The organism is Qipengyuania gaetbuli (assembly GCF_020171365.1).
Classification (GTDB): domain Bacteria; phylum Pseudomonadota; class Alphaproteobacteria; order Sphingomonadales; family Sphingomonadaceae; genus Qipengyuania; species Qipengyuania gaetbuli_B.
On sequence record NZ_JAIUZO010000002.1, the window covers coordinates 1,520,134 to 1,540,934 of the forward strand.

A 20,801-nucleotide genomic window follows, 5' to 3' on the forward strand; every position below is an offset into this window, starting at 1 on the left:
GAATGTGTCGCAAGCACGCCCGATGCTTGTTTATCGGCGTCAGGACGCGTTACGCGGACGCAATCACCTTCTCGATCCGGTCGGTGCTCTGTCCGGTCACGGTCTTGTCGATTTCGCCCACCAGCCTGCTTTGCAGTTCGGAATGATAGTGCTTGCGCATCTCACCGAGAGTCTTCGGATCGGCGATGATGAGCACGTCCGTGATCTCGCCGGAAATCGCCTTGGCATTCAGCCACTCGGCTGCCGCGGCACCGTGGGCAAGTTCTTCGAGGTCGGTACGGCCAAGTTGCCGACCGATCTGGTCCTGGTGACGCACGCCTGCGCTGAAATTGCTCGGGCTGAGGTCCGGCTTCTGCGCTTCCGAAAGTCGGGGCTCGAAGGGCTTGCCCGTATTGCGCATGACGGTGAAGCTTTCGCCGTCGACGATGGCGACATGGGCCTTGTGCGGCACTTTCATGGGATATCTCCTCTGGCTCGGTTGATGTCTCATCCTGTCAACGGACGAGGGAGCGATCCGGTCCGCCAATCCAGCGCGCTGCGCGCTCGCCCTGCCTTTCATGGTTCGACGAATTGCCAACCATCACGGGCCAACGACTTGAGCCTATCGCTTTCCGGCTTGACCGGCCTTGATCCATGCCAACTATGTGCCCCGCCAAGGTTTGGGTTGCCCCGGGGGACTGACATGAAATCGATTATCCGCGTAACGGCTGCTGGCCTGTTGCTTTCCTCTTCGCATGCGGTGCTGGCACAGGACGTGCCCATCGTGCTGCCCGGCGCGCCGGGCGAAGCGCCGCGCGTCATCGACAAGACCGAAGCCGTTGCGCTTTCGGACACGTCCTATTCGCCCGCCGACGTCGCCTTCATGCAGGGCATGATCGTCCACCACCAGCAGGCCGTCGACATGGCTGCATTGGTGAAGGAACGTACCAATAACGATGCCATCCTGAAGACTGCCGACCGTATCGAGGCGGGTCAGAAGGACGAGATGAAATTCATGCGCGAGTGGCTGGAAGCGCGCGGAGAAGCGGTCACCATGCCGCATTCGGCGCATATGGGTCACGCCGGTCACGGCGGCATGAAGGGCATGGCCAGCGGTGAGCAGATGATGGCGCTTGCTGCCGCTCGCGGGACCGAATTCGACCGCCAGTTCCTCATGCTCATGGTCGCACATCACCAGGGCGCGCTCGACATGGTCGAGGCCCTGCACGATGCCCCCGGCAGCGCTTACGAACCGGTCATGTTCGAATTCACGAACGAGGTCGTCAGCGACCAGCAGGCCGAGATCGAGCGCATGAACGCCGTGCTCGCCGAACTGTCGACCGACCCGCGCGCCACGCTGGCCGCCGGTTTCCGCGACGCTGGCGAGGCGATTTCCGGCCTGCGCCTGGTCGTCGCACAGCCCAAGCCCACCGGCTTTTTCGATCCTGCCAACCCCGCCGGCCTCCAGCCGCGCATAGAGAAGGACAAGGACGATAAGGACGAGAAGGGCGGCAAGGCCAAACCGGCCAAGAAGGCTGCGAGCGAGGACGGCGAGGAAGAAAAGCCGCGCTTCGGCAAGCGTGGTTCGCTGCTCGACTTCGCCAATACCGACATGGCCTTTTCCGGCGACCTGATGGTGGCGGGCAATTATCACGGCTTCAACGCCTATCGCCTTGGCGAAGACGGGGTGCCGCAGCTGGTCAGCTCGGTCGTCTGCCCGGGCGGGCAGGGCGACGTCTCGATCGTCGGCGACCTGCTCGTGATGAGCGTGCAGGACAGCCGCGCGCGCGTCGATTGCGGCCTGCAGGGCGTCAACGGCAAGGTGAGCGAGGAACGCTTCCGCGGCCTGCGTATCTTCGACATTTCCGACATCACCCGCCCGCGCCAGGTCGGCCAGGTGCAGACCTGCCGTGGCAGCCACACCCACTCGATCGTCACGGCCGACGACAAGACCATCGTCGTCTATAATTCGGGCACGTCCTATGTGCGCGACGAGAAGGAAATGCCGGGCTGTTTCAACACCGCCGGTGACGAGACCGCTCTCTTCAGCATCGACGTGATCGAGATCCCGGTCGCCAATCCGGCGGCGGCCCGCATCGTCGACAGCCCGCGCGTGTTTGCCAAGGACGGCCAGATCGCCGGCCTTTGGCGCGGCGGGGACCACGGCGAGGGCACGCAGGACACCAATGTCACGAACCAGTGCCACGACATCACGGTTTTCCCGTCCAAGAAGATCGCTGCCGGCGCCTGTTCGGGCAACGGCATCGTGCTCGACATCTCGGACCCGCTGAAGCCGACGCGTATCGCCGATGTGACGGACAAGGGGTTCGCCTACTGGCACTCGGCCACCTTCAACAATGACGGCACCAAGGTGCTGTTCACCGACGAATGGGGCGGCGGCGGTCGTCCGCGTTGCCAGGCGGGCGATCCCGTGACCTGGGGTGCCGACGCCTTCTATGCGCTCAATGGCGACAAGCTCGAATATCGCGGTGTCTTCAAGCTTCCCGCTCCGCAGAGCGACAAGGAGAACTGCGTCGCGCACAACGGTTCGATCATCCCGGTCCCGGGCCGCGATATCTTCGTGCAGGCATGGTACCAGGGCGGCATTTCGGTGATCGACTTCACCGATGCGACCAACCCGGTCGAGATCGCCTATTTCGACCGTGGCCCGATCGACAAGGACCAGCTGATCACCGGCGGTTACTGGTCGGCCTACTGGTACAACGGCCGTATCTACGCGACCGAGATCAGCCGCGGCCTCGACGTCTTCGCGCTCGAACCCAGCGAATTCCTCACTGCCGAGGAAATCGCGGCAGCCGAAGCGGCGCAGTACTCGGGCGGCGTCTTCAATCCGCAGACGCAGACCGAAGTGACCTGGCCGGCCGATGTCATCGCGGCGGTGGAAGCAAGCCGCAAGGGCGGCTGACCAGTCATTCCGTAGACGAAAAGGAGAGGCCCGGCGGATCGCTCCGCCGGGCCTCTTTCCTTTCGGCAATGGTGCCGGGCTTAGAAGCCCATGCCGCCCATGCCGCCCATGCCACCCATGTCGGGCATGCCGCCGGCCGGCTTGTCTTCCGGCTTGTCGACGATGGCCGCTTCGGTGGTGATCAGCAGGCCGGCAACCGAGGCTGCGTCCTGCAGGGCAGTGCGAACAACCTTGGTCGGGTCGATGACGCCGGCAGCCACGAGGTTTTCGTAGGTGTCGGTCGCGGCGTTGAAGCCGAGCGTTTCGTCATTGGCGTCGACCAGCTTGCCGGCGACAACGGCGCCGTCATGGCCGGCGTTGGTCGCGATCTGGCGAACCGGAGCCTGCAGCGCACGGCGGACGATGTCCACGCCGCGGGTCTGGTCGTCGTTCGCGCCTTCGAGGCCGTCGAGAGCCTTGGTGGCGTAGAGCAGGGCGGTGCCGCCGCCCGGGACGATGCCTTCTTCGACAGCTGCGCGGGTTGCGTGCAGCGCGTCGTCGACGCGGTCCTTGCGCTCCTTCACTTCGACTTCGGTGGCACCGCCGACCTTGATCACGGCCACACCGCCAGCGAGCTTGGCAAGGCGTTCCTGCAGCTTCTCACGGTCATAGTCCGACGAGGTGTTGTCGATCTGCGTGCGGATTTCCGAGACGCGGGCCTTGATGTCGGCTTCGTCACCGGCACCGTCGACGATGGTGGTGTTGTCCTTGTCGATGGTGACGCGCTTGGCCTGGCCGAGCATGCCCAGCGTGACGTTCTCGAGCTTGATGCCGAGATCTTCGCTGATCATTTCGCCCTTGGTCAGGATCGCGATGTCCTGCAGCATGGCCTTGCGGCGATCGCCGAAGCCCGGAGCCTTGACCGCTGCAACCTTGAGGCCGCCGCGCAGCTTGTTGACCACGAGGGTGGCCAGCGCTTCGCCTTCGATGTCTTCCGCGATGATCAGCAGCGGACGGCCCGACTGGACAGCCGCTTCGAGCACCGGAAGCATCGCCTGCAGGTTCGACAGCTTCTTTTCGTGGATCAGGATGTACGGGTTTTCGAGTTCGACCGTCATCTTTTCCGGGTTGGTGATGAAGTAGGGCGACAGGTAGCCGCGGTCGAACTGCATGCCTTCGACGGTTTCGAGCTCGAATTCGAGACCCTTGCTCTCGTCGACGGTGATCACGCCTTCCTTGCCGACCTTGTCCATCGCTTCGGCGATCTTCTCGCCGACTTCACGGTCGCCATTGGCCGAGATGATGCCGACCTGCGCGATTTCGTTCGAGCCGGACACGTCCTTCGAACGGCCCTTGAGATCTTCGACGACCTTGGTGACAGCGAGGTCGATGCCGCGCTTCAGGTCCATCGGGTTCATGCCGGCGGCAACCGACTTCATGCCTTCGGTGACGATGGCCTGGGCAAGCACGGTGGCAGTGGTGGTGCCGTCACCGGCGGCGTCGTTCGCCTTCGATGCGACTTCCTTGATCATCTGCGCGCCCATGTTCTCGAACTTGTCCTTCAGTTCGATCTCCTTGGCGACGGAAACGCCGTCCTTGGTGATGCGGGGTGCGCCGAAGCTCTTGTCGATCACGACGTTGCGGCCCTTGGGGCCCAGCGTGACCTTCACGGCGTTGGCGAGGGTGTCGACGCCGCGCAGGATGCCTTCGCGCGCGTCGCGGCCGAACTTTACGTCCTTGGCTGCCATTGGTGTTTCTCCTGGAATTCTGTCTGGTGGTTGGAAGCGTCAGAGGATCGGGCTCAGCCGATGATCCCCATGATGTCGCTTTCCTTCATGATCAGCAGGTCTTCGCCGTCGAGCTTGACCTCGGTGCCCGACCACTTGCCGAACAGCACGCGGTCGCCGGCCTTCACGTCCAGCGGAGTGACGGTGCCGTCTTCGGCCTTCGAGCCGTTGCCCACGGCCACGACTTCGCCTTCGCTCGGCTTTTCCTTGGCGCTGTCGGGAATGATGATCCCGCCGGCGGTCTTTTCTTCTGCTTCGATGCGACGCACGAGCACACGGTCGTGCAGCGGACGAAATGCCATGTTGATGACCTTTCTACTGAGAGTGAATGTCTGGATTGGCACTCCCACCCGGAGAGTGCCAGCGGGTGCGCATTTGGTAGCGCCCCGGCGCGGAGTCAACGGGTCGGCGAGGAAAAAATTTGCCCCGTGCAGGTCGCGGCGTGCGCGATCCTAGAAGGCGTGGTGTGGCTCTGCCGTGAGGCCGAGCGTTTCGCGCCTCGCCCAGCGCCAGGTCAGCAGTCCGGCCGAGAATACCAGCCCGATGGCCAGCCCGATCCACACACCGGTTCCCTCCAGCGGAGTATAAAAGCCGAGCCAGATTGCCGTCCCGAAGCCGGGCACCCAGTAGCTGAAGACCGCGATCAGCATGGGGACGCGGGTATCCTGCAGGCCGCGCAAGGCGCCTGCTGCAACCGCCTGCACGCCGTCGAACAGCTGGAACGCGGCGGCGACCTTCATGTAGCGCACGGCAAAGACCACCATGGCGGCGTTCGCGGCGAGGGTCGGATCGATATAGATGCGCAGGAGCAGCATCGGTGCGGCGAGCATGAGGATCGCGGTGATGCACATGAAGGCGCCGCCCATGGCGATACCGACCCAGCCTGCCCGGCCCATCGCCGCGCGGTCGCGTGCGCCATAGTGATAGCCGACCCGGATGGTCGCCGCCTGCCCCAGGCCGAACGGGATCTGGAAGGCGAGCGCTGCAATCTGCAGGGCGATCGTGTGGCCAGCCAGCTCGGCCGGTCCGATGCGGCCCATCAGCAGCGCGGCACCGCTGAACAGGCCGGCTTCCGCGATGATGATGATCATCACCGGCGTGCCGAGGATCACCAGCTCGCGCATTCTCGGCCATTCCGGTCGCCACCAGTTGCCAAGGATGCGGTAGCGGCGCAGGCGCCGGTCGAGGCGGATGGCGACAAGGTAGCTGGCAAGCTGGACGAACGAAGTCAGCACGCTCGCCAGTGCAGAGCCTTCGAGGCCGAGCGCCGGGGCACCGAGATTGCCGAACACGAAAGCGTAATTGAACACCACGCTGGCAACCAGCGCGACGCCCGTGATGGCAGTGGCGAAAACCGGACGGCCGAGCGCGGAAACGAAATTGCGCAGGACGCTCGAGGCAATCATCGGCCACATGGCGAACATGATGATGACGAGGAAGTCTCCCGCCCGCTCGGACAACGCGTCGTCCTGGCCCGTCAGCCGCATCAGCGCCTCGCCCTGCCAGCAGATCGCCATGCCAACCAGCGATGCGACGACCGAGAGCCACATGGCCATGCGCACCGAGCTGCGAACCTCGCGGACCGAATGGCGGCGCCGGCCCAGTTCCTCGGCGATGAGTGCTGCGACCATCCCGACCAGGCCGGTGAAGGCCCACATGGTCAGGCCGAACAGCGCAATCCCGAGAGCGGAGGCTGCCAGTTCGCGCTCGCCCAGCCGCGCGACGAATATCACGTCGACCGCATGGACCAGCATCTGCAGCAGGTTGGCGAGCGCGAGCGGCCAGGCCAGCCGGAAGGTCGCCGCGATTTCCTCGCGCCAGCCGTCACCGCCCGCGGGCGTGGGCGCAAGCGGGCGATCACTGCGCATGGCCCGCTCGATAGGCCAGCCGGGGACACTTACCAATCCCGCGCCCGATTCTGGGCCTTACACGGTGACAAACTGGCACCGCTTTGCCACACTGCATTTCGTGATGACGCAGCATCGCACGCGACTGGGACGAACAGGTGAACGAGACGAGGACCGAGGAAACCTCAGCGGACGAGGCCGACCGGCGACGCCGGAAACCCCGCCTCGTGCTTCGTCTCAATACCGGCGTCGGCCAGTCGGGCCGCGCCTTCGACGCGGAAATCATGAACTTGTCGCACAGTGGCATGCTGGTGAAGACGCAGGCGACGCTTGCCTTCGACGCGCCGCTGGAGGTGGTCTTGCCGCAAGTGGGGCCCACGGTGGCGAAGGTCGTCTGGTTCGACGACCAGCTATACGGCTGCAGTTTCGCAACGCCGCTTACGCCGGAACAGCTTGACGCGGCCAACGAGGCGGCATCCGATCCGGATGAAACGCACGGCGTCGACCACGCTACGCTGGGGGGACGCATCCGCCACCTGCGCAATCGCCGCGGCATGACCATGCGGGGGCTCGCCGCCGCTGTCGGGGTCAGCAAGCCGACCTTGTGGAAGTGGGAAAGCGACCAGGTGCGGCCGCGGCACAAGACCATGCAGCGCCTCGCCGACGAGCTGGGAGTGAGCGAGCTGGAACTGGTCTACGGGGCCCCGGACCTCGGTGAACCGGACGAGATCGTGCAGGGGTCCTTGGCGGAAATCGTGCGCGATGCGAAAAAGCGCATCGCCGAGGCGGCCGGCGTCGATGAGGCCAAGGTCGATGTCTCGATCGATTGGGGCGACGGCGAATAGGCCGGCGCCCGGCTCAGTCCATCAATACGAGCCGGTCCCTTATCGCGTCATAGCGCAGGTCCAGTCCCCCACGGCGGACGGCATCGAGCGAAAGGCGATCTCCCTGCGGAAGCTTCGCGTCGTCCATCGCCAGCCCCAGCCGTTCGAGCGCGGCCATGAGGTCCGCGCGCCCGATTTCGATACGGGTCGCATCGACCAGGATAATGGGCAGCTCGGTCTGCGGGCCCTTTTCCCGCGCCAGCGCCTTAGTCACCCGCATGCCGTCCGGCCCGGGATTGAAATTGGGCTTGAGCGAGTAATCGAGTGCGAGGATGTTCCTGTCGGAGGAGCCGCGCGGCGACGACCCCATACGAGACGGCTCCGGTGCGCCGGGCGTCTGCGTGGCAACTTCGGCAAGCTTGGCCGCCTGTTCACCCGTGTCGGCGCGCTGCGCCCCGTGGCCGAAGTCGACCACGCTTTCGGCAGGCGCGGGTTCGAGCGCTACGCGCAGGATATCGCGCGAGGGATCATGGGGATGGACTGCCGCCGTCGAGGCGAAGGCAAGGAAGACGACGAGGAACGTGACCGCCAAGGTCGCGGCGATGACCCCCAGTTGCATGACCTTGGTCTTCCGCGGCTGGGGAGGGGCGCAGCCCATGTCAAACCGCCAGTCGCAATCCGGCTAGCACAACCGCTCCTGTCGCGATCGCGAGACCGTAAGGCATCTTGGCAAAGTCGTCCTTGCGCGCGCGCAGAGCGGGACTGAACTTCCTGGCGAACAGCCAGAAGATGGCCATCACGCCACCCATCAGAAGGATGACAAGTGCAAGGGCCGGCGCAAGCTGGATCGGAAAGAACGCCGCTACTGCGGCATAGAACTTGCCGTCGCCTGCCCCGAACATGCCGCCGGCAAATAGCCCGTAGCCGATAAGGAAGGCGGCGACGACATGGGCGAAATGCAGGCCAATGCCGACCGATCCTGCCGCAGCGAAGGCAAAGCCAAGACCGGCGATGGCAAGCGCAAGTGACAGGTAATTGGGCAATTTGCGCTTGAATACATCGATGAGGGCACCGATGAACGATAGCGCCGCGAGAACCCCGAAGGACAAGGAGGCTATAGCCATTTCGAGCGATTATTTCTTTTCTTGCTCGACCTTGGGCACATTAAGGCTGACCCGCACCGGATAGCCCCTGGCAGGCGTGGCGGATACGCGCGCCTCTTTCCCGATGCGCACGCGCATGGGATAACCGGATGTGGCACCGACACGAATTTCGGCCGGACGGGCAGAAGCGCTGGTGTGCATCTGTTGGCCGTTCACACTTACCCGCACGGCCGGCTTGGCGGGTGCGTCAGCCACTTCGGCCACCGAGACACGTACGCGCTCGGGCGCGGCGAGAGGCTGGGGCGCGCCGAGCGCGATGCGCGAAGACGTCGCGCCGCGGGCGAGGGTAATGCGGCGTTCCTGCCCTCCGCTCATCACCACGCGTTCCTGCTCGGCCGGCATATCGGGGCGCACGGCCTCGTCGGACTTGGCGAATTCGGTGTAGGCTTTGCGAGCCTCCTCGCGCTGGGCGTAGAGCGTGCGCAGGTCCTGGCCGAGGTCGCTGGCATAGAAGCGGTCGAGATTGGCAGCGAACTTGGTCTCTTCCGGCGCCAGCGTGACGGCAGCACGGAAATAGCGTTCGGCCAAATCGCCGCGGCCGAGGCGGGCGTAGGCTACTCCAAGGGCATTGGCAGCTTCAGGCGCGGTTTCGCGATTGAGCGCGGCCCGCTGCAAGGCGGGCAGGGCGTTGCCGATCTGGCCTTCGGCCAGCAACCGGCGTCCTTCCTCGAGATCCGCTTCGCCGAAGACCGGCTGGCTCGCCCGCGAATGCTTGCCGAGATCGAAAGCGCTGAGGAAGCTCTGGCAACCGGACAGCGGCATTACCACCGCCAGGGCTGCAAGGGTTGCGGGGACTTTCTTCATGTTATCCTCCTGCCAGTGCGGGACCAAGTTCACGAACAAACCCGATTATTGCGGGCAAAGCCAATACGCCAACCATCACTGGAAGCATACAGGCCACCAAAGGGATAGATACGAGTACCGGAATGCGGTGAGCTTTTTCTTCAGCACGCAGACGTCGAGCTTCCCGCATTTCGCCAGCATAGATCCTAAGCGTGTCAGCTATGCTGGTGCCTAGTTTGTCCGATTGAATCAGGAGTGTAGAAAAGGAACGAATCTCTTGCACGCCTGAATTGTCGGCGAGCTGACGCAGAGCGAGTTCTCGTGATGCGCCGGCACGCATCAGTAGGGTCGTTTCAACCAAGAGCTCTGCTATTAAGGTATGTGATCGGCTCATCTCGCGGCCAACTTTGTCGAGCGCCGCCTCTAGGCCCAAACCCGCTTCGACACAGACCAGAATGAGATCAAGTGCGTCCGGAAAGCCGTTGATGATCCGTTCTTTACGCCTGTCGGCCTTTGCGCGGACATATAGATTCGGCAAATATAGACCAGCTGCCGCTAGTATAGAGCTTACTAGATAAAGTTTAAAAACCGAAGGAGGATCGCTATTAAAAAAAGAAAGAAGCAGATAAATTCCAGGTATTGTGAATATTAACATTATTCTTGCAATAGTAAATGTTCTAACTGCAGCCTTGCTCCGATAGCCGGCCATGCGCATCTGTTGCTCTAGCTTCAAATTATTCTTATCCGTCAGGCTTATGCCGGACTTTTCTATGGTATCAGCGATCTTGACCCATCGATCCTTGCGCTGATCTCTTAACAAATCGACTTGGGAATCGACCGAAGCAGCTGCATCAAGCCGAGCAATCTGGCGGCTCGCGCGCCTTCGGGCCTCAATGCCATTTACAACAATCAAAATTGCGCCGGTAACCAGAGCAAAAACAATCGCTAGGGCGATAATACGGAATGCGGTGCTTGAGGCTGCAATCTCTAACATGTCACACCTTGAGGTTGATCATCTTGCGCATGACTATGACGCCAATGATGTATAGCGACACCAGAAACACCCAGCCCCAGATGAAAATTGGGTCGTCCGCTACGTCCAAATAGAATGATGGCGCCGCGAGGAACGTCATTACAAAGGCGAAGACGGGCAATACCGAAAGCATCCAAGCGGTCATGCGACCTTCGGAACTTAGAGCACGGACTTTGAGATAGAGGGCCGCGCGCTCACGAATTACGTTGGCCAAGTTCTCGAGAATTTCCGCAAGGTTGCCTCCGGTTTCCCCTTGGACAGAGAGCGAGATGACAAACATTCGCATGTCTTCGAGTTGCCAACGCTCGGCCATTGCATCGAGAGCCATCGTGAGATCGGCACCATAGGTGACCTCGTCACTCACCAACCCGAACTCAGATCCGATGGGATCTTCCATCTCTTGCGTGAGCAAATCGATTGCGGAAGCGACAGGATGGCCGGAGCGAAGGGCCCGGACGAAGATGTCTAATGCAACGGGAAATTGGCTCTCAATTTTCTTTCGTCTACCCGTCGCCATGCGCTTGAGGACAAGATAAGGGAGCATAATTCCAGCAGCAATTGCGAAGATCAAGCACACTTGGACTGCGCCGAAACCCAATTCTGCACCAGTACCCAATGCAATTGCCAAGGCGATGACAAATAGTATGGCCGCGCCGACCAACATCGCCACAACGACCTGCGATACACTCCAACTAACACCGGATGTGTAGACATTGTGTTCGAAAGAGACGACCGCATTTCGGATCAATGACGGCAAGCCTTCGTGTTTTCGAGGACGGTTCTTCAATAATTCGCTGTACAGTTCCTCGCGGTTGGTTCCGCTTTGGATCATTGTCATTCGACGGTTTGCTGCCGCAGAATGAGCTCGCTTTGATGCGACTACTCTTCCAATCGTTTGGAATAATAGGAAGGCAGCTGCGAAGATTGCCAGCAGGAAAACGATGCGGATGATTTCTGTCGCCATCAGCCGATCTTCATGTCCGGACGGAACAGGTCGGCGGGAAGCGTGATGCCATGGGCTTCGGCGTCGGCGAGGAACTTGGGCCGGATGCCGGTTGCCTCGAAGTGTCCAAGCACGCTGCCGTCTTCGCCGCGGCCGGTCATCTTGAAGCGGAAGATTTCCTGCATGGTGATGGTCTCGCCTTCCATGCCGGTCAGCTCGGACAGGCTCTTGATCTTGCGGCGACCGTCGGAAAGTCGGCCGACCTGGACCACCACGTTGATCGCCGAGGCAATCTGCGCACGCGAGGATTGCGAGGTAATGTCGATCCCGCTCATGCCGATCATCTGTTCGACACGGCTGAGTGCATCGCGCGGCGTATTGGCATGGACCGTGGTCATCGAGCCGTCGTGGCCCGTGTTCATGGCCTGCAACATGTCGAAGGCCTCGCCGGCGCGCACTTCGCCGACGATGATGCGGTCGGGACGCATACGCAGGGCGTTTTTCACGAGATCGCGCTGGGTAACTTCGCCCTTGCCCTCGATATTGGCCGGTCGCGTTTCGAGCCGCGCCACGTGCGTCTGCTGGAGCTGGAGTTCCGCCGAGTCCTCGATCGTGACGATACGTTCTTTCTCGTCGATGTAGGAGGACATCGCGTTCAGCAATGTCGTCTTACCCGAACCGGTACCGCCGGAGATGAGCACGTTGCGGCGCGAGCGCACGATCGCCTCGAGCACCGGTTCCATTTGCTCGGGGATGCTGCCGAGGTCGATCATCTTGGCGATGCTGATCGGCTTCTTGGCGAACTTGCGGATCGAGAGGAGCGAGCCGTCGAGCGCCAGCGGTGCGACGATCGCATTGACGCGCGAACCGTCTGCAAGGCGCGCATCGACGAAGGGCGAGCTTTCGTCGACCCGTCGGCCGACCGCGCTGACGATCTTCTGGATCACGCGCATGAGGTGCTTTTCGTCCTGGAAGCGCGTGCCGACCCGTTCCAGCTGGCCGCGCTTTTCGACGAAGACCGTCTCCGCGCCGTTGACGAGAATATCGGTGATGGTGTCGTCCGCCAGCAGCGGTTCAAGCGGGCCGAGGCCCATCAGCTCATCGACCAGTTCCTGGACGAGCTGGTCGCGTTCCTCGCGGTTCAGCGGCTCGTCGAAATCGGCGAGTAATTCGGGCAGCATTGCCGCGATTTGAGACTTGATTTGCTCAATCGGTGCTTGGTCGAGCAGGGCAAGGTTGAGCCGGTCCAGCAGATTGCGATGGATCGACAGCTTGAGCTGCAGCATCTTTTCGGTCCGCTCGTCCTTACGGCCGAAAAGAATACGTTGCTCCTCTTCGGTCGAGATGGGCTCGGACGTGGTTGCAGAATGGTGATCCTGATTCTGGCTATCATCTAGTTTGATCTTCCACATGTCAGCTGTCCTTCTCGATCTTGTCGCCGAGTGCTGCTGCCAATTCCGCAAATTGTTTCGAAAGTTTCGCGCGCTTCTGAAGGTGCGAAACTGCATAACCTTGTAGCTGTGCTTCCTCGAGGAGAGAGGGATCATCCTCAAGCATCTGTTCGACCGGATGGTGGAGGAGCTCCTCCATCTGGGAGGCATCTGCCCGCTTGAACAATCCGGATTCACAGCGATTCAACACGATGGCGATCGACTCGCGTGGACGGCCAAGCATTTGGAGAAGCGACAGCTTGCGCTTTACGTGACGCAGGGCTGAGAGTTTACCCACGCCTACAAGCACCACGACATCAGCGGAGAGCAAGACAGGCATTGCCCAGTTTGCAATCGTCGATGGCATGTCAAGAATTACAAGGTCGTAGCGCTTCCTGGTTTCACGCAGAACCTGGGAGACCGCCTCGGCTGGTGCGCTTTCAATCGGCTCTATTTCGTCCGGCGCGGCTATGAGATCGAAACCGTCATCACATTTCATCGCGACCGAGCGGATCAGTTCATCATCTATCCTGCCGACTGCACCGAAAAGGTGATGAATTGAGAGCTTGGGGTGTTTGTCTAGATAGGCTGACGCGTCTCCGCTCTGCAATGACAGGTCAATCAGGGCAGTACGAGCGTTCTCGCCGAGATGTTCGGGCATCAACGGGGCAAGCTGAGTAGCAACTGTCGTTGCGCCGACCCCACCAGCGGCACCGATGACCGCGATGACGGGTGCAAGTTCGACAGGGGCTGCCGGCGTTTCGCTGACGCGCGCTACATCGATAATCGCAGCAACGAGTTCTTCACTCGAAAATGGAAGTTCGAGCACGTCGGATACGCCCTTGCGCAAAAGAGAGCGCACAGTCGCAACCGGTGCGGCCTGCAGCCCCGCGATCACCGGAAGATTGGGCCTCAAGGCACGAAGTCTTTCCAAGCGCGCCAGGGACGAAGGATTGTTGGAATCGATTTCCACGACAGCGATGGTCGCATGCTCGATGACGGCGGCCGGGAAGTCCTCAGCCAGTCCGGTGTTGTGCAGGGTTAGTGCGCTGTCGAGGATAGCGATGTTCCCAAGCGCCTCCTCGCGTGCAAACACGTGCACTCCATCAGGTAGCGTCATTCCGGTATCCGTGTGGTAGATGTCTGAGAAATCGGTCATCGCAAGCTCAATTCGAGAAACTTCCAGCGCTGTCTTCCGCGGTGAGGGAATAAGCGAAAGTAGGAAGGTTTAGGGTGCCGAAAATCAGCGATGTGATCGGCGTATGGGTCATCCCAGTCAGCCTGACTGTGACGATGGGAGCGACGTCCGGACCGTTGGGGTCCCCCGCGTAACCAAGGCCTGACCATTCGTATTCGACGATAAGGTTGTTGGCTGCGATGCCCGATTTTATTTCTTGCATCCGGGTCAGAATGGAATCGAAGGCAGCTTGGTTGTGACCCCAGGCAGTGCAGCTTGACGAAGTGCAGGTAACCTTGGGAAAAGATCCAGCTGGAACGACGGTGCCTTGGGGGATGCCGCCCGAAACCGCGAAACTGTAGTCGCGCAAAGTTGCCGGAATCATGTCCGTAGCCACTGCCCATCGGGCACCGATCTGGACGGCCTTTTCTGCCCGGTTAACCTGCCAGATGTAGTAGCCGACGTCGATAATGCCGATAAGGAAGATCAGCATGACCGGCAGGACCAAGGCGAACTCTGCGGCAGACGCTGCAGCGTTCTCGCGTCCATATCGCTTCAAGAGGTGAAGTGAGCTAATCATATCCCGTTCACCACTGCCTGCGCCGACGAGCGCACCTGGTAGGTTCCATCGATCAGGCCCAGCGCGCCGAATAGGGAAGGGTATGTTGCGGCGGCTGTGACTGTAACAACTGGCGCTCCGCCAGCATTGCCCTTGAAAATACCTTGCCCAGCATAGGAAATGTTACATGTATAAGTGACTGTAATTAAGTTCTTATCCCAGTTCGCTATTCGTGACGTACCGCCAGAAATCGTGCCGGTCTGGGTGACATTTCTTATTGCGTCCGCAGCTGGCGTGGTCCCATTTCCTGGGCATGGATAGTCGGAAAACGGGCGTCGACCCGCATAACGAGCTCCTTCGCGCACCGCCTGCACGATCTTCTGTTCCGTATAAAGGTAGTGGCCAGCCTCGAAGCCTCCGAAGAGCATGACCAAGAGCAATGGCAACATGAGCGCCATTTCCGCCGCTGCAGCACCGTCGTCGCGGAGAGCATAGATGCGCAGGCACATCATTCAATGAGATACGGGACGTCCTTGCGGACCTCCTGCCCTGATGTTCCGCCGCCGCCGACAGTTGTCGCGCCGATCACTTCCACATAAACGTCGGAATTGTTCGTGAAGCGCGTTCCGTCCGGACCGACGCGCCGCGCGACCGGTTCAACCAGGAACACATCTACAAACTTCAGAATATCGGCATCCGTCGTGTTTGCGCCGACATTTTCAGCGGTACAATTGATTACCGCGATGCTCAGGATGCGACGGTCGGGCGTGCTTGCAGGCGCGATACCGGGAGCCTGGCAAAAAGGTGTGCCCTGATGCTCGTAGTTTACCGTTTTGATCGGTGGAGATGTCCTGGTGTGCTGGAAGGTCCGCCTGTTGAGATTGGCAAGACGCTGTTCGTAATCATAACGATATTGCTGGTAGCGGGTCGGCATCGCTCGGCCGGTAAGCTCGGCGTAGCCATAGTTCGACCAGGTAGTGGGCATCGTGCCAAGCCCGTTGGTCGCATAGTAGGCCGCACGGTCCCAGTTGCCATCGCCGATACGAGCACTTCCGTTTCCTGAGCAGTTGCCTGCCAAGCTTAGCGCATGACACTTGTCTCGCGGATAGCCCATCGGTTGCGTATTAGACGGGTCGATATTGTTGACAGCATCGACAGGACGATAGGGTCGCGGGCCAACCTCGAAGCCGCCCGGGCCGATCGCACAGGAACCGCCGCTACCGCCAGGCGCCACTTCACGCACCAGGTCTATCCGGCTGTTGGCAGACGGCGGGCAGAATGTGTTGCCATTGCCGCAGGCGTTGTTGAGGCCGTTCGCGTAAATCCCGAAGCGAACATTCAGGGCGTCAAGCACGCTAACCTGCTGCCCCGGCTTCACGTCGGCACCGTCGATCGAGACACAATCGCCCGGGAAGTTTTCGCGACCCAGCGTCTGTGCCGTTGCGACTGCACCATTGCCTGCATTGGTCTCGAGATAACCGAATACGCCTGGCCCGTAGCTGCCGGTGGGCTCATCGGGGTCCTCACCGGCACCGTTTTGCCCGTTTACGTTGGCGACGAGGCGAATGCCTTTGCCGACATAATTCGCAATGGTGAATTCCGGGTCGTTGCTTTCGTTCGGATTGCACATCATCACCGGCGGGACTTTACAGATCGCCGAGCCAAGGCCCGCGACTGCAAGAGCGATCCCGTCCGCGTTGGCGACGCCGGTGACCGCAACGAGTGAATACGTTACCTCACGCCCGTCGATAGTTACCTCGACATAGTTCGCATCGTCATCGCCTGTGGCGAGGGTGAAGTTGTCCCGGTCGGTATATTCCGAGAAAAAGCGGATCGCCGGGAATGCCGAACACTGGTCGGCGGAAACTCCCACGGCTGTGCCGACCGTCAACGCATCATTACCGTCTGCCAGCAGGGTGGTGTTCGAAACCAGTCCAATGGCGGCATTGCCAGCCCTGGCGCAGGCACCAACGCGGCCGTCGAGCTGGGTCGCGGCGGCAAGGGCTGCCTGGTCCGCGCCGTTCTGCAGTTCGGAATCCATCCCCGCCATGCGGGCATAGTCGAAGCCCAGGCCCGCCATGGCGACGAGCGGGATGAGGGCCAGCGCATAGGTAGCAGCGACTGCGCCGCTCTGGTCCTTGTGGAACCGCCTCAGATGGTGAAGTGCGCTGGCCATCGTGTCATGTCCTATCAGTCCGGCTCTTCCGTGGTGGAAACGCGCTCGGGCTGTTTGACCTGGTCGTTGCGAAGGCGATCGATCGCGCCGACGGAGTTGTCGGCCGAAGTCGGCGGGATCGGGTCTTCATAGACCGGATTGGGGTCGATCACCTGCGCTGCCATGGTCCGGCGGTTCGCCTCGCCCCAGGTGGCGTCGGCCATGAAATCCTCGCCGCTGCCGGTGGCGCAGCCGGCAACTGCCAGCGTGCCGCCTGCCAGAGCAAGGGTGCGAATGAACTTAGAATTCATAGTCATCGGCGCCCTCCTGCGCGGTGGTTTCGGTGCCCTGCTGCGTGTTCGCCGGGGTTGCCCCCTGGATCGGCGGCAGGTCATTCACGCGGTGCGCATTGCCGTTGAGCAGCACGTCCGCCTGGATCGGGTCCTTCACGCGGTCGGTCGGCAGCTGCACCAGTTCGGGCCGGATCGGCGCGACGAGGCGCGGCGTGACGATGATCAGCAGTTCCGTCTCGCCCTTCTGGAAGCCGGTCGAACGGAACAGCGATCCGATGATCGGGATCGAGCCGAGGATCGGGATCTGACTGACGGTGGTCTGGAAATCGCGCTGCAGCAGGCCGGCGATGGCGAAGCTTTCGCCGTCGCGCAGTTCCAGCACGGTGCTGGCCCGGCGGGTCTGCAGGCCCGGAATGCGGATGCCGTTCAGCGTGATCGAGGCGTTTTCGTCGATCGAACTGACTTCCGGTTCCACGACGAGGTTGATGACCTTGTTCGACAGCACCGTCGGAGTGAAGCCGAGGCTGACGCCGAAGGACTTGAACTCGACCGTGATGCCGTTCTGGCCGCCACCGCCGACCCCGCCACCGCCGCCGCTCTGGACCACGGGGATCGGGAATTCGCCGCCGGCAAGGAATGACGCGCGCTGGCCCGAAAGGGCGACAAGCGTCGGTTCGGCGAGCGTCTTGGCGAGACCTTTCTCTTCCAGCGCATCTATAGCCACATCAACGTCGAGGCCGAGAATGTCGGTGAAGGAGCGAGTTAATACGCCGAAAGTGTTGAGCAGTTCGGTCTGGCCGAGGCTGCGGTTGCCGAAATTACTGCTCGGGATGCCATCTTCAGGCGTGAAGATGAGGCCGGAGCCACTTCCGGTCACACCGGACAGCCTTCCGCCGTTCGAGGAGAACAGCGTGCGCACACCCAATTCTTTGCCGATGTTCCGCGAAACTTCGGCAAAGCGGACTTCCAGCATGACCTGCTGGCTGCCTGCCAAGGTCATCAGGTTGAGTACGTTGTCCGTGCCGCCGGCATAGGCCTTGGCCAGCTGGACGGCGCGATCGGCAACGCCTGGGTCGCTCACGGAGCCAGAAAGGATGATCGCTTCACCTGACATACGGGCATCGACTTCCTCCCCGGGGAGAAGGTCTGCCATCTGTTCGCGTAGGCTCAGCACGTCGGGGCCCACGGCGATGTCCATCACCGCGATGACCTGGTTCGACCGATCGTAAAGCGTCAGCGAAGTGGTGCCGATCTTCTTGCCCAGCACGTAGACCGAACGGTCCGAGACGGGCAGGATGTCGGCCACTTCCTCGTTGCCGATCATCGCGCGGTCGATCGGCACGTCGGCCGTGACGACCTGGCTCTTGTTGACCGGGATTTCGACCGTACCGGCGTGCATGGAAGCACCCGAATACTGCGTCTGGGCCAGAGCCGGGGTGGGAAGGGCCGCCGCGGAAAGCGCGGTGGTCAGTGCAAATGCCGCCAGGGCTGCTTTCTTAGTAACCACGGAGAGCCTCCACGGAATAGGTTTCTGCTTCGGTGCCGCGCACGACGCTCATCGTCGGACCGCGCGGGCGTGCCGGGGCACTGGCCTGTTGCGGAGCAGAACTAGCTCCGCGCGGGGCCGCCGAATAGGAAGGAGTCGCCACTGCCGGGGCAGCGCCCCCCATGCGGCGGTATACATAGCGTCCCTCCCCGCCCAGATCGTTAGCAACTACGGTTTCCGTCGCGCCAACTTCCTGGTTCTCGACATTGCGCAGCGCCAGGCTAAGTACACCGATTTCGCGGGCGAGCGCCAGTTTCTGCGCGCCGTAGATGTCGGTCTGCAGGGTGGCAGTCTTGCTCAAGACCGGTTCGGTGTTGTTCTCGTCGGCCACCTGATCGATGCCGAGGACGAGGACGTTCTCGAGCGCGACGGTGGTCATCTTATCGGTTTGCTGGGCACCTTCGCCCGGGATCTGGCGGGTCAGGATCACGTCGACCACGTCGCCCGGACGGACGAAACCGCCCACGCCGGATACGTCGTTGATTGGGATCGACACAGCACGCATGTCTTCGGGAAGATTGGAAGCCAGGGTTGCGCGGCCGTTATCGCCGCTGACCTTGGAAGCAAGGACCGGTTCGCCGGGGACGATCGGGCGTAGTGCCACACGTCCGCCCAGCATGGCCTGCTCTAATGAAGTAAAGGCCCCTTGGGGAACCGAATCGCTGGGCCAGTTGACCAACCGCACATTCGTGTCTGTTAACTGCTGGCCAAAGGCGAGGGGTTGGGAAGCGACAACGATACGGGCAAGTTGCTGCTGTTCAGCAATTTCTTCCTGTTGTTCTTCCATGCCGGAAAAATAGGCATTCGCGAGATAGACGGCGACTAGGCCGAGAAACACCGCAATGCCGGCGATCAGCAGATTCCTGCCCTGCATGGCTTAACCCCCCAGTTGAAATTATCTTGGCAAACGCCAAAGCCCGGATGACAAATGGCCCCGCTGATCGGATCAGCGGGGCCACGAAGCCATTAGACTGTAGCAGAAGTATCAATGGTGTCCGATGCGGCATTCATTGCACCCGAAATCGAGGTGCTCAGCGTACCGGTAGCAACGACGATGCCGAGGCCAACGATGGCGAGGATCAGAGCGTACTCGGCAGCCGAAGCGCCCGACTCATTGCGAAGAAAGTTCTTGAACATGATATTACCCCAAGTCTTGAATGACAATTCGCCAGGAGAGCGAAGTGTCGTCTTCTAAACAGGACCCCGGCATCTATTTCCGGATGGCCCGCCCGAGGGGGTAAGGTGTTGGAACCGGCGCGACCTTTTATTGTTTAATCGGCATGCGCCGATCCGTTTCACGCTGGCTCCCTCGGAGCAATTACAAGTTCCCGCAAACAGCCGTTACGGTCAACTTTGGTGCAACGAATCTAACATTTCTCAAATTTTCAGCAAGATAATTCGGAGAAAAGTTAATTCTGCTAGTTAACAGGCGGTAGAAGTTGCGGCTTTATCGCACTGCTCGAATCGGGAAATTGCTGATTCGGCGAGGAGTTTGAAATGATTCGCAGGCCAGCGAATGCTCGTGGGAAATTAACGGTTTCGCCGTTTCCCCTACTGGCCGCCTGGTTCGCACGCCGGAAGGCGGATCTCCACCGGCGCAGCGTTGCGCTGACCTCCTGAATCGAAAACCACCTGCGCCTGCTGGCCTTTGCTTGGCTGGCCCCGATCGCGGGCTTCATGATCGGCCGTGTTGCCTTCCTGCGGAATCGCACGCAGCCGGAATACCGCTTCGCCCTGTTCGGCCGGTGGCGGGAACTCGACCGCATCCAGGCCGAAGCGCATCCCAGTTTCGGGTCGATCGGCTTCCTGACCTCATTGATCGTGGGAATGATGTGCGGCGTGGTGATGCGCACTGGTGAATTCGTCATGATCCAGCCCGCCTTGAACGAACACGCGCCTGCATGGGCCTATACGCTGTTCCTCGCGATGAGCGTGGAAATCGCCGTGATGAATTTCTTCTACATGATCTGCTTCGTCATGGCGCTGCGCAGCGTGCCGCTGTTTCCGCGCATGCTGCTTTACGTCTGGATTCTCGACGTGCTGTGCCAGCTCTCAATCGCGCGCGCGCTGGCGGGGAAGGATTTGCCGCCTGCCATCGGAGAGCCGCTGGCCACGTTGCTCACTGCGAACCTCAATACCGTCCTCATCAGCGCGGCCATCTGGTTGCCCTACCTGATTCTCTCGGAACGTGTGAACGTTACCTTCCGCCACCGAGTGCCCTCGGAAGCGCCATTGGCCTGATTCACTGTCCTCCGGTCCCATTTTCGGACAGCAGGCAAGTTTCTCAATCTTTCAGAGCTTTAAGTGTCATTTTCTGCCCTTCTCGGGCGGGAATGGCGTTTTTTTGCTATCCATCAACTGGTTAACAACATTGAAA

21 protein-coding genes are annotated in these 20,801 nt (G+C 61.1%); 3 read left to right on the top strand and 18 right to left on the bottom strand.

All coding sequences use genetic code 11. The features are described 5' to 3' along the window. Positions 1-49 precede the first annotated feature (49 nt). Entirely contained in the window at positions 50-457 is a 408-nt protein-coding gene (locus LCL94_RS08145; protein WP_224831759.1) for a host attachment protein, read from the bottom strand. A gap of 225 nt (positions 458-682) precedes the next feature. On the opposite strand from LCL94_RS08145, the gene LCL94_RS08150 reads away from it, so the two are divergent. Beyond that, a complete protein-coding gene (locus tag LCL94_RS08150; protein WP_224831760.1) occupies positions 683-2,905 on the top strand; it encodes a DUF305 domain-containing protein in 2,223 nt (740 codons plus the stop codon). 80 nt (positions 2,906-2,985) lie between these two features. On the opposite strand, the gene groL is transcribed toward LCL94_RS08150, so the two are convergent. The 3 genes from groL to LCL94_RS08165 all read right to left on the bottom strand — a co-directional run bounded on the left by groL (position 2,986) and on the right by LCL94_RS08165 (position 6,539). Then, complete coding sequence (gene groL / locus LCL94_RS08155; protein WP_224831761.1) at positions 2,986-4,632, bottom strand: chaperonin GroEL; 1,647 nt, start codon at positions 4,630-4,632, stop codon at positions 2,986-2,988. Positions 4,633-4,685: 53 nt separating this feature from the next. Continuing rightward, positions 4,686-4,973 carry a co-chaperone GroES gene (groES, locus tag LCL94_RS08160; RefSeq protein ID WP_090477425.1) on the bottom strand — a complete coding sequence of 96 codons (288 nt, stop codon included), beginning with the start codon at positions 4,971-4,973 and terminating at the stop codon, positions 4,686-4,688. A gap of 150 nt (positions 4,974-5,123) precedes the next feature. Continuing rightward, entirely contained in the window at positions 5,124-6,539 is a 1,416-nt protein-coding gene (locus LCL94_RS08165; protein ID WP_224831762.1) for an MATE family efflux transporter, read from the bottom strand. A gap of 137 nt (positions 6,540-6,676) precedes the next feature. Between LCL94_RS08165 and LCL94_RS13480 the strand changes: the two genes are divergently transcribed. Further along, a complete protein-coding gene (locus LCL94_RS13480; protein ID WP_224831763.1) occupies positions 6,677-7,363 on the top strand; it encodes a helix-turn-helix domain-containing protein in 687 nt (228 codons plus the stop codon). 13 nt (positions 7,364-7,376) lie between these two features. On the opposite strand, the gene LCL94_RS08175 is transcribed toward LCL94_RS13480, so the two are convergent. The 14 genes from LCL94_RS08175 to LCL94_RS08240 form a co-directional block, all read right to left on the bottom strand. After that, positions 7,377-7,961 (bottom strand): hypothetical protein, encoded by a 585-nt coding sequence (locus tag LCL94_RS08175; RefSeq protein ID WP_224831764.1) that lies wholly within the window; start codon positions 7,959-7,961, stop codon positions 7,377-7,379. A gap of 40 nt (positions 7,962-8,001) precedes the next feature. Continuing rightward, complete coding sequence (locus LCL94_RS08180) at positions 8,002-8,466, bottom strand: prepilin peptidase (RefSeq protein ID WP_224831765.1); 465 nt, start codon at positions 8,464-8,466, stop codon at positions 8,002-8,004. 9 nt (positions 8,467-8,475) lie between these two features. Beyond that, entirely contained in the window at positions 8,476-9,309 is an 834-nt protein-coding gene (locus LCL94_RS08185; protein WP_224831766.1) for a hypothetical protein, read from the bottom strand. 1 nt (position 9,310) lies between these two features. Next, a complete protein-coding gene (locus tag LCL94_RS08190) occupies positions 9,311-10,282 on the bottom strand; it encodes a type II secretion system F family protein (RefSeq protein WP_224831767.1) in 972 nt (323 codons plus the stop codon). A 1-nt stretch (position 10,283) separates the two neighbouring features. Beyond that, positions 10,284-11,285 carry a type II secretion system F family protein gene (locus tag LCL94_RS08195; protein WP_224831768.1) on the bottom strand — a complete coding sequence of 334 codons (1,002 nt, stop codon included), beginning with the start codon at positions 11,283-11,285 and terminating at the stop codon, positions 10,284-10,286. Next, entirely contained in the window at positions 11,285-12,676 is a 1,392-nt protein-coding gene (locus LCL94_RS08200; RefSeq protein ID WP_224831769.1) for a CpaF family protein, read from the bottom strand. Before LCL94_RS08200 ends, LCL94_RS08195 begins: the two co-directional genes overlap by 1 nt. 1 nt (position 12,677) lies before the next feature. Then, the gene (locus tag LCL94_RS08205) at positions 12,678-13,853 is read right to left on the bottom strand and encodes an AAA family ATPase (protein WP_224831770.1); all 1,176 of its coding nucleotides are present in this window, start codon (positions 13,851-13,853) and stop codon (positions 12,678-12,680) included. 7 nt (positions 13,854-13,860) lie between these two features. Next, on the bottom strand, positions 13,861-14,451 hold the full coding sequence (locus LCL94_RS08210) for a TadE family protein (RefSeq protein ID WP_224831771.1): 591 nt from the start codon (positions 14,449-14,451) through the stop codon (positions 13,861-13,863). Further along, positions 14,448-14,942, bottom strand: coding sequence for a TadE/TadG family type IV pilus assembly protein (locus tag LCL94_RS08215; protein WP_224831772.1), 495 nt, complete (start codon positions 14,940-14,942; stop codon positions 14,448-14,450). Before LCL94_RS08215 ends, LCL94_RS08210 begins: the two co-directional genes overlap by 4 nt. After that, the gene (locus LCL94_RS08220; RefSeq protein WP_224831773.1) at positions 14,939-16,606 is read right to left on the bottom strand and encodes a TadE/TadG family type IV pilus assembly protein; all 1,668 of its coding nucleotides are present in this window, start codon (positions 16,604-16,606) and stop codon (positions 14,939-14,941) included. The genes LCL94_RS08215 and LCL94_RS08220 overlap by 4 nt, the downstream gene beginning before the upstream one ends. A gap of 14 nt (positions 16,607-16,620) precedes the next feature. Continuing rightward, positions 16,621-16,902, bottom strand: coding sequence for a hypothetical protein (locus tag LCL94_RS08225; RefSeq protein WP_224831774.1), 282 nt, complete (start codon positions 16,900-16,902; stop codon positions 16,621-16,623). Then, entirely contained in the window at positions 16,886-18,385 is a 1,500-nt protein-coding gene (locus LCL94_RS08230) for a type II and III secretion system protein family protein (RefSeq protein WP_224831775.1), read from the bottom strand. The genes LCL94_RS08225 and LCL94_RS08230 overlap by 17 nt, the downstream gene beginning before the upstream one ends. Continuing rightward, the gene (gene cpaB / locus LCL94_RS08235; protein WP_224831776.1) at positions 18,375-19,298 is read right to left on the bottom strand and encodes a Flp pilus assembly protein CpaB; all 924 of its coding nucleotides are present in this window, start codon (positions 19,296-19,298) and stop codon (positions 18,375-18,377) included. The genes LCL94_RS08230 and cpaB overlap by 11 nt, the downstream gene beginning before the upstream one ends. A gap of 92 nt (positions 19,299-19,390) precedes the next feature. Continuing rightward, on the bottom strand, positions 19,391-19,561 hold the full coding sequence (locus LCL94_RS08240) for a Flp family type IVb pilin (RefSeq protein ID WP_224831777.1): 171 nt from the start codon (positions 19,559-19,561) through the stop codon (positions 19,391-19,393). A 540-nt stretch (positions 19,562-20,101) separates the two neighbouring features. Between LCL94_RS08240 and LCL94_RS08245 the strand changes: the two genes are divergently transcribed. Beyond that, a complete protein-coding gene (locus LCL94_RS08245; RefSeq protein ID WP_224831778.1) occupies positions 20,102-20,665 on the top strand; it encodes a DUF2569 family protein in 564 nt (187 codons plus the stop codon). Positions 20,666-20,801: the final 136 nt, after the last annotated feature.